General features: G+C 65.4%; 9 protein-coding genes. 2 read left to right on the forward strand and 7 right to left on the reverse strand.

Annotation, left to right across the window (positions count from 1 at the left end):
* The 3 genes from ACK41X_RS21555 to ACK41X_RS21565 all read right to left on the reverse strand — a co-directional run.
* On the reverse strand, positions 1-361 hold a 361-nt coding region (locus ACK41X_RS21555; RefSeq protein ID WP_409727725.1), incomplete at its 3' end, for a class I tRNA ligase family protein.
* 78 nt (positions 362-439) lie between these two features.
* Positions 440-1,423 carry a bifunctional riboflavin kinase/FAD synthetase gene (locus ACK41X_RS21560; protein ID WP_409727728.1) on the reverse strand — a complete coding sequence of 328 codons (984 nt, stop codon included), beginning with the start codon at positions 1,421-1,423 and terminating at the stop codon, positions 440-442.
* Between the two features lie 72 nt (positions 1,424-1,495).
* Entirely contained in the window at positions 1,496-1,963 is a 468-nt protein-coding gene (locus ACK41X_RS21565) for a MaoC family dehydratase (RefSeq protein WP_409727731.1), read from the reverse strand.
* A gap of 231 nt (positions 1,964-2,194) precedes the next feature.
* Here ACK41X_RS21565 and ACK41X_RS21570 point away from each other — a divergent pair, with 231 nt between their 5' ends.
* Entirely contained in the window at positions 2,195-2,596 is a 402-nt protein-coding gene (locus tag ACK41X_RS21570; RefSeq protein WP_409727734.1) for a response regulator, read from the forward strand.
* Here ACK41X_RS21570 and ACK41X_RS21575 read toward each other — a convergent pair whose 3' ends face one another.
* The 3 genes from ACK41X_RS21575 to ACK41X_RS21585 all read right to left on the reverse strand — a co-directional run bounded on the left by ACK41X_RS21575 (position 2,597) and on the right by ACK41X_RS21585 (position 6,654).
* The gene (locus ACK41X_RS21575) at positions 2,597-3,454 is read right to left on the reverse strand and encodes a TIGR01459 family HAD-type hydrolase (RefSeq protein WP_409727737.1); all 858 of its coding nucleotides are present in this window, start codon (positions 3,452-3,454) and stop codon (positions 2,597-2,599) included.
* Between the two features lie 62 nt (positions 3,455-3,516).
* Positions 3,517-5,004: an EAL domain-containing protein gene (locus ACK41X_RS21580; protein ID WP_409727740.1), complete on the reverse strand. Its 1,488-nt coding sequence runs from the start codon at positions 5,002-5,004 to the stop codon at positions 3,517-3,519.
* 114 nt (positions 5,005-5,118) lie between these two features.
* The gene (locus ACK41X_RS21585) at positions 5,119-6,654 is read right to left on the reverse strand and encodes a glycosyltransferase family 39 protein (RefSeq protein WP_409727744.1); all 1,536 of its coding nucleotides are present in this window, start codon (positions 6,652-6,654) and stop codon (positions 5,119-5,121) included.
* Between the two features lie 131 nt (positions 6,655-6,785).
* On the opposite strand from ACK41X_RS21585, the gene ACK41X_RS21590 reads away from it, so the two are divergent.
* Entirely contained in the window at positions 6,786-7,769 is a 984-nt protein-coding gene (locus ACK41X_RS21590; RefSeq protein WP_409727748.1) for a glycosyltransferase family 2 protein, read from the forward strand.
* A gap of 106 nt (positions 7,770-7,875) precedes the next feature.
* Here the strand turns inward: ACK41X_RS21590 and ACK41X_RS21595 are convergent.
* Positions 7,876-8,550 (reverse strand): aminotransferase class III-fold pyridoxal phosphate-dependent enzyme (locus ACK41X_RS21595; RefSeq protein WP_409727751.1); only part of this gene is annotated, 675 nt, incomplete at its 5' end.

Raw genomic sequence — 8,550 nt, forward strand, 5'->3', positions numbered from 1 at the left:
CCTTGTTCTTCGCGCGATAATTTTCCTCCTCGACCTTCCACTCGATCGGCAGTCCGTGGCAGTCCCAGCCCGGCACATAATTGGAATCGTAACCCAGCATCTGCTGGCTGCGCGTCACCACATCCTTCAGGATCTTGTTGAGCGCGGTGCCGATATGGATGTTGCCGTTGGCGTAGGGCGGGCCGTCATGCAGGATGAATTTGGCGCGGCCCTTGGCGGCTTCGCGCAGCTTGCGGTACAGGTTCTCGTCCTTCCAGCGCTTGAGCAGCAACGGCTCGCGCTCGGGCAGGCCGGCGCGCATCGGAAATTCGGTGCGCGGCAGGAACAGGGTCTCGGAATAGTCGCGTTCGGTCTTCGTCATGTCGGGAAATGGCCTCTGGCGGGGCGTGTGTAGCAGGCGTGCCGCGATGCGAAAAGGCGCGATCCGGCCCGGATCGGGTCAAATCTGACCGAGCGGGGGAAATGCGCCCGGACTGCGGGCGAGCGCGTCGCGGGCCCGCTCGGCATCGAGATTCATCTGGGCCATCAGCGCCTCCATCGAGGCAAACTTCTCTTCCGGCCGGATCCAGCCGATCAGCGCAACATCGATGACCTTGCCATAGAGATCGCCGGAAAAGCCGAACAGGAACACCTCAAGCAGCGGCGCACCGTTGTCGAAGGTCGGGCGGCGGCCGAAGCTCGCAACCCCATCGTAGCGCGCGTCCCCGATGCCGACCCGGACGGCGTAGATGCCGTGCTTGAGGCCGCAGGCCGGGTCGAGCCGCAGATTGGCCGTGGGAAATCCCATCTCGCGGCCGCGCTTCTCGCCGTGAATGACCTCGCCGGAGACGAACCAGGGGTAACCCAGGAGTTCGGCCGCCTCGACCACGCGGCCCGCTTCGAGGGCCGTGCGGATGGTGCCGGACGAGACCGGCCGCCCCTCGTCCTCGAGCTTCGGCGCGACATCGACCGGAAATCCGTGGCGCTTCCCGGCCTCGGTCAGAAACGCGGGCGAACCGCCCCGCCCCTGCCCGAAATGGAAATCGAAGCCGATGGCGACCCCGCTCACGCCCAGCCGCCCGACCAGAATCTCCGACACAAATTGCTCCGCCGGCAGCCCGGCCAGCGCGGCGTTGAAGGTCAGCACCACCGCGCCGTCGAGCCCGGTCGATGCCAGCAGACGAAGCTTCTGGCGCTCATCCGTGAGACGGAACAGCGGCACGTCGGGACGGAAATAGCTGCGCGGATGCGGCTCCAGCGTCAGCACCGCAGACGGCGCGCCAGCCGCAGCGGCGCGCTTCATGGCGAGATCGATGACCGAGCGATGGCCGCGATGCACGCCGTCGAAATTGCCGATCGCGACCACGGCGCCGCGCAGCTTTTCGGCTTCGGGCCCGTCGTCACGGACCACCACAAACGGCTTCTGGCGTTCGGATTGCGGCATTGAGCGCGGGGCTGGATTGTCGATACGAACCGTTTCGGCCCGCCGCCGCCGCGAGTCAAGCGGCCGTCGAAGCTAGCCCTTCGGCCGGCCCGGCACCGACACGATCGCCTCACCGTCCAGCACCACCGCATTGTCAACCAGCGCTTCGCAACGCAGCCGCACCTTGCGCCCCTCCCGCACCAGTTCGATCACCTCGACGACGACCGTCACGACATCGCCGATCCTGACCGGGGCGTGGAAGTTCAGGGTCTGCGAGCGATAGACCGCGCCCGCCCCGGGCAGCCGCGTGCCGAGCACCGCCGAGATCAGGCTCGCGGTGTAAAGCCCGTGCGCGATACGCTGGCCGAAGCGCGTGCCCTGCGCATAGGTGTCGCAGAGATGGATCGGGTTCTCGTCACCGGAAATGTTGGCGAAGCCGACCACGTCGGTTTCCATCACCGTCTTCATCAGCGTCTCGCGCATGCCGATATGCAGATCCTCGAAGCAGAGGGTGCGGACCATCCGCGGGTCGACGGCGGCTTTGGCGGGAGCAGAGTTCATGCGGCATTCTAGGTTGCGGTTAACGGATTCTAAAGTGCGGCAACACAATGCGACGGGCAATGCGTCTTTAGGCAGATTTTGCGGGGCTTTTGGGCAGCGACAGAGGCCGCCCGCAAATCTTGCGCGCTTAACGGATGTTCAAGGCGCCCCGCGTTACACTGGCATACCTTGGGCAGAATTCTGACGGGGTGCGGCGGACAATTTTCGTCGCAGATGACGGAGCGTGAGCCGATGTCGGTCGATCTCTCGATGCCCGTATTGGTCGTCGATGACTACACCACGATGGTGCGGATCATCCGCAACCTGCTGCGTCAGGTCGGATTCACCGACGTGGACGATGCCTGCGACGGACTGAGCGCGTTGCGCCGGCTGCGCGAGAAGCGCTACAGCCTCGTAATTTCCGACTGGAATATGGAGCCGATGACCGGCTACGACCTGTTGACGGAAATGCGCGCCGATCCGGAGCTTGTGTCGGTGCCGTTCATCATGATCACCGCCGAATCCAAGACCGAAAACGTGATCGCGGCCAAGAAAGCGGGCGTCAGCAACTACATCGTCAAGCCGTTCAACGCCGCGACCCTGAAAAGCAAGATCGATGCGGTGTTCGAACAGCAGCCGCATTTTGCGGCGTAGCTACCACTTCAGTTTCCTGGCGATCGCGCGCGGCTTGCCGCCTTCGGCAATCAGCACACGCTCCACCGCATCGGGGTCCGGATCCTCGCGGCCGCCGAACTCGGCGGCATGGATACCGGCAGTGACGAACATGCAATCGATGCCGTAGGCAGCCGCGCCCTTGAAATCGGTGCGCACCGAATCGCCGATCGCCAGCACCCTTTTCCGGTCGACGGCCCGGCCGCGCGCACGCTCGGCAAGCGACAGCGCCAGATCGTAGATCGGCGCATAGGGCTTGCCGGCATACAGCACGTCGCCGCCCATGCGGGCATACAGGTCCGCGATCGCGCCTGCGCAGTAGAGCAATTGCTCGCCGCGCTCGACCACGACATCGGGATTGCCGCAGATCATGAACAGATTGCGCTCGAGCATCCGCTCCAGCATCACCCGGTAGCTCTCCGGCGTCTCGGTCTCCTCATTGAACAGCCCCGAGCAGATCACGTAATCTGCGGTCTCGGGCGGCGCGAAGGTCACGTCCAGTCCCTCGAAGATCGCAAGATCGCGCTTGGGCCCCAGATGGAAGATGGTCTGGCCAGGCCGTCTGCCGATTTCGTAGCGCGTCACATCGCCCGAACTGACGATGGCGTCATAGATCGAACGCGGCGCGCCGAACTGCTCCACCTGCCGCGCCACCACGCCGTTCGGCCGCGGCGCATTGGTGATCAGCACCACGGTGCCCCCGCCCTCGCGGAACCGCGTCAGCGCGTCGCAGGCCTCGGGAAAGGCGGCGACGCCGTTATGGACGACGCCCCAGACGTCGGAGAGGACAATGTCGTAGCCCGACGCAATGGTCGAGAAATTCTCGGTGAAAATGGTCAAGGGAGGAGCCTGGTTGGAATTGCGTCACGCGTTTAGCGCGTCAGGCGCGCGCAGTCACGGGCTCAGATCGCGGCACGTGCCGCCGCGCCAAGCACTGACTCCGCCATCGGCCGTTCGGCCATTGCCGCAGCCGCGCCCAGCAGCGCGTCGGCGCGGACCGGCCGCGGCGGCGAGAACAGGAAGCCCTGGCCGAAACGGACGTCGAAATCGAGCAGGTCGACCACCGCGACCTCGGTCTCGATCCGCTCCGCGATCAGGCTGATGCCGTGGCGGCCGAGCAGATCGGACAGGTCGGCGGCGTGGATGTCGGCCGCCACCGGCCCCTTGTCGAGCAGCAGCTGAGCCGGAACCTTGACGAAACGGACGCCCAGATCCGACAGATCGCGCGGTCCCATGCGCAGATCGGTGACATGATCCATGGAGAAGCGGTAGCCGAGTGCGATCAGCGCGGCGAGACTCTCCTGCTCGATCGGACCAAGCTCGCGCAGGGCGCTCTGGCCGAATTCCAGCATCAGCGAGCCGCTCAGCGCACGGTTGGCCTCGAGAAAATCGAAAAACTGGCGGAAAATCTCGGCGTCGTTCAGCGTCGCAACCGAGACATTGCAGAACAAGCCGATGTCGCGGTTCTTGAGCTGCAGCCGCCGCAGCACCTGAACGCAGCGGAACAGCTGCATGTTGTCGATCTTCGGGACCAGGCCGGCCCGTTCCGCATGGGGGAGGAAGTCGCTCGGCAGGATCAGCGTGCCGTCCTCCATGCGCAGCCGTGTCATTGCCTCATAATAGCGGACCTTGCGTTGCGGCAGCGTCACCACCGGCTGCAGATAGAGATCGATGCGGTTATCCTCGATGGCGCCGGATATGAGCGCGGCAATCTCGGCTGTGGTCTTTCCCTTGAGTGGGCCGGTGGCTTGCGGCTCTTGTGCTCGCTGCTTTTCCGGGTGGCCGGGAATAGCGGCCGCGGGGAGCGCGGCGACGGGCTGTGCGGCTGAGGGCTGAGCAGAAACGGGCTGAGCGGCGACCGGCTGGACCGCGGCCGGTTCGGGCGCAAGCGGCGTCGCAACGCGCGGCTCCGCACCGATGGATGGCTCGACCGGCGCGGCCCCCCGCAACATGACCGGCGCCGCCGCGTTGCCGATCTCCTTCAGCTTGAGGTCGTGAGCCGCCACCGTCTCCGCCAATTCCTTGACCAGTCCGCCAAGCTCGCCGATTTCGGCGGCCAGCGCATCGTTTTGCATACGCACGTGGCGAGGCACTTCCTGCGCCTCGATGGCGTTGAGCTTGCGGCCGATCTCGGCGACCTGACGGGCGAGATCGGCGGTGCCCCGCGACAGATCCGCGATCTGTCCGCCGACCCGGTCGCGATCGCGCAGGCGGGCCGACATCATATTGTAAAGCGCAAGCACGGTCATGACCGCGAGCGCGAGCAGCGCCGCTTCGGTCCCCGAAAGCCGGAACAGCAGATATCCGACGGCACCGATCGACGCGGCAATCAGAACCACGCAGATCGCGATGAAGATGGCCGTCAGCCGCTGCATGAACATTCCGGACATGGGAGCGCCCCCGTTCGGGGCGTCGATTCGCTCGCCATGGCCGTAATGTTCACGAGGCGCAGGTCCAGCGCAAGCGATCCGAAGCGCAAATTTTCCTGCGGTGGGAGAATGCCATCAGTTCCGCGGCGGCACGATCCAATAGGCGATGCGGGCGGTCTGGCGATTGCGGACGCCGCCGCGCGACTGGCGCGGAAACTCGACGATCACAGGCTCGCCCTCGGCGCCGAAGGTTTTGCGCCATTCGTTGACATGCGCGGCCTGCAGGCCGTCTTCCCAGACAACCAGCACGCCCCGCTTCTTCAGGTCGGCCATGTCGATCCAGGGCGAGATCTGCGGGCGGCCATGGACCACGACCCGCGGCCGGTCCGGCGAATAGACCGCGACATTGTTGGCGGCGAATTCGGTGCCGGCGACATAGGCGAGCGGTGCGCCGGTCTTTTCGCGAAACTCCCGCGTCAATTGTTCGGCGATGGCGCGGCCGGGAAATTCGCTCGCCTTGGGACGGCCGCGCAGATGCGGGTCGGCGATCCAGGTGCCGATCCAGATTGCCGGCGCAAGGAGAAACAGGAAGATCACGCCGATGGCGAAGACCTGCAGACGCCGCGGATCGGTGAGCGGCCCGAACCACACGAGCGCCGCCAGTGGCAGGAACGACCAGAGCGGGTACCCCCACATCTGGATCGGAAACCGCCCGGTGAGGAGCGAGATTGCCGTGACCACCACGAAAGGCCCGAAGGCGAGCATCGTGACATAGCGGCGCGCGAAAGCGTCACGCTCCGTCGCGCCTTGCGGCGGCCCGGCGCGCGGGAACAGCGTGACCGCGAGCAGGATCAGTGTCGGGTGAATAAAGAAAATCTGTCCGAACACCCATTTGACCGGATGGGTGAGATAGTCGCTCCAGGACAGCGCAACGCGGGCGCGCTCGCTGACATATTGCATCGGCAGGAAGCCGGTATCGACCAGCCACCATGCATTGGGCCAGATCGTCACCAGAAAGGCCGCGGCCATCAGCCACGGCCCCGTGGTCCGCACGCTTTGCCGCGCGCGAGGGTCGATCAGAACAAACAGCGCGAGGCTGATGGCGAGCGCGAAGGCGGCATATTTCGACCAGAAGGCGAGCGCCAGCGTGACGCCCGCTGCCATCCAGTCGAGGGCTCGGCCATGCACCAGCCCGCGGTACAAGAACAATGCGGTGAACGCCCAGAACGGCAATTGCATCTGGTCATGGGCGAATTTCACCGCCGAATAATTGTAGTAATGGATGCCGACCAGCGCCAAGGTCGCAATCAGCGCCTGAACCGGTCCGGCAATGTCGCGCGCGAGCAGATAGACGGCGATGAAGCAGCCGATGACCGACAGCGGGCCCAGCACATAGACCACGTCGATCTGCCCGGTCAGCCGGTAGGCCAGATCGGCCACCCACCATGGCAGCGGCGGATGTTTCCAGTAGCCGAGCTGCCATTCCTTGCCGAGCGCGAGGTCTTCGGCGAGGTCCAGTTCCAGATTGGGGCTGGTCAGGAGCGGCAGAACGGTCCAGACGACGAGATGGACGCCGAGCACGATGGCCAGCGCCCGCCCCGGCCTGCGCAGCGCAAAATCCACAATGGCGCCGAGATGTCCGCCGCCCGCTGTCGCCGTTCCCGCTTCCATCTCGCGTCTATCGGGCTGTGGTAGTATGCCAATTGGGGCCGGCCCGGGGGCCTGCCGCGCATGAGTGCCCGCCAGGCCTTTGCCAGTCAACACGGGACCGCGGGATCTTACGAGGGGCAATCGACCGCAGCATGAACGAACCGGTGCCGGAAATTTCCGTGGTGCTGCCGGCCCATAACGAGGCCGGCAATATCGCGCCGATGGCGGCCATGCTGGCCGGCCTGTTGCAGCCGTTCGGCCGCTACGAGATCGTGTTCGTCGATGACGGCTCCTCAGACGGCACACTTTCGGCGATCCATGCCGCCGCCGACGCCAATCCGGCGATCCGCTACGTGTCCTTCACCCGCAATTTCGGCCATCAGGAAGCCTTGCGCGCGGGCTTGCGGCATGCGCGCGGCGATGCCGTGATCGTCATGGATGCCGATTTCGAGCATCCGCCGGAACTGATCCCGGACCTCGTCGCGGCGTGGCGCGAGGGGGCAAAGGTGGTGGCGACGCGGCGCGAGGACGGCGAAGCCGACCTGCCGGCGATGAAAAGCCTCACCTCGCGGCTCTATTACCGTCTGCTCGACGCCATCGGCGACGTGCGCATCGAACCCGGCTCGTCCGACTACATGCTGCTCGATCGCAGCGTCGTGGATGTGATCAACGAGCTTGGCGATCAGGATGTGTTCCTGCGCGGCACGGTGCGCTGGTTCGGCTATCCGACCACGACCGTCACCTTCTCGCGCGGCGCGCGCACCTATGGCGAGAGCAAATATACCCTGCGCCGCATGGTCGATCTGGCGGTGACCGGGATCGCCGCGCACAGCGTGCGGCCGCTGCGGCTCGCGATCTGGCTGGCGCTCGCCTTTGCCGCATTCGGCTTCCTGCTGCTGATCTATTCGGTGGTGAGCTATCTTCTGGTGCCGCAGACCGTCACCGGCTGGACCTCGATCATTTCCACCATTGCGCTCCTTGGCGCGGCGCAGCTTCTCGTGCTCGGCATCATCGGCGAATATGTCGGGCGAATCTTGCGCGAGGCGCGCGGCCGGCCGACCTATATCGTGGGCGAAACCGAGGCCGACCGCCGCACCAGCCGCGAGGTGATCGGGTTCCGACGGCCTGCGGAGTGAGAGGAGCGGGCACGTTCTCTCCCGCTCGCCCCCGCGAAAGCGGGGGCCCAGAGTTTCGTGCTGGATTCCCGCCTTCGCGGGAATGAGCGGAGTATGTGGAAGCGCCTCAGGCCACCGCCTTGATGACGCGCGCGGTCTTCTCGAAAATTTCCTCGATCTGCGTTTCGCTCACGATCAAGGGCGGCGACATCGCAAGCGAATCGCCGACCGCGCGCAGCATCAGATTCTCGTCGTGGAAACCGCGCTCCATCGCCTCATAGCCACGCTTGCCGACGCCGTCGGGCTTTGACGCCAGATCGATGCCGACGGTGAGGCCGACACAGCGGATGTCGAGCACATTCGGCAGCCCCTTCAGCGTCATGCAGGCGTCGTACCATCTGGATTCGAGCGATTTCGCGCGCGCGAACAGCCCCTCCTCGCGATACAGATCGAGCGCGGCAAGGCCCGCGGCCACCGCGAGCGGATGCGCCGAATAGGTATAGCCGTGGAAGAATTCCACCAGATGCTCCGGGCCCTGCATGAACGCCTCGTGGATGCCGTGCCGCACCAGCACGCCGCCCATCGGCACGCTTCCCGATGTCACGCCCTTGGCGAAGGTGATCATGTCCGGGATCACGCCATAGCGCTCGGCGGCGAAGGCATGGCCGAGCCGGCCGAACCCGGTGATGACCTCGTCGAAGACAAGAAGAATGCCGTATTTGTCGCAGATCGCGCGCAGCCTTTGCAGATAGCCCTTGGGTGCAGGGAGCACGGCGGTCGAGCCCGCCATCGGCTCGACGAA

This window comes from Pseudorhodoplanes sp., assembly GCF_046289595.1.
GTDB lineage: Bacteria > Pseudomonadota > Alphaproteobacteria > Rhizobiales > Xanthobacteraceae > Pseudorhodoplanes.

What these genes read in the sequence shown, in the direction of transcription:
- ACK41X_RS21560 (WP_409727728.1), bottom strand. Translation starts at nt 1,423, where the DNA reads ATGCCGCAATCCGAACGCCAGAAGCCGTTTGTGGTGGTCCGTGACGAC.
- ACK41X_RS21565 (WP_409727731.1), bottom strand. Translation starts at nt 1,963, where the DNA reads ATGAACTCTGCTCCCGCCAAAGCCGCCGTCGACCCGCGGATGGTCCGC.
- ACK41X_RS21570 (WP_409727734.1), top strand. Translation starts at nt 2,195, where the DNA reads ATGTCGGTCGATCTCTCGATGCCCGTATTGGTCGTCGATGACTACACC.
- ACK41X_RS21580 (WP_409727740.1), bottom strand. Translation starts at nt 5,004, where the DNA reads ATGTCCGGAATGTTCATGCAGCGGCTGACGGCCATCTTCATCGCGATC.
- ACK41X_RS21585 (WP_409727744.1), bottom strand. Translation starts at nt 6,654, where the DNA reads ATGGAAGCGGGAACGGCGACAGCGGGCGGCGGACATCTCGGCGCCATT.
- ACK41X_RS21590 (WP_409727748.1), top strand. Translation starts at nt 6,786, where the DNA reads ATGAACGAACCGGTGCCGGAAATTTCCGTGGTGCTGCCGGCCCATAAC.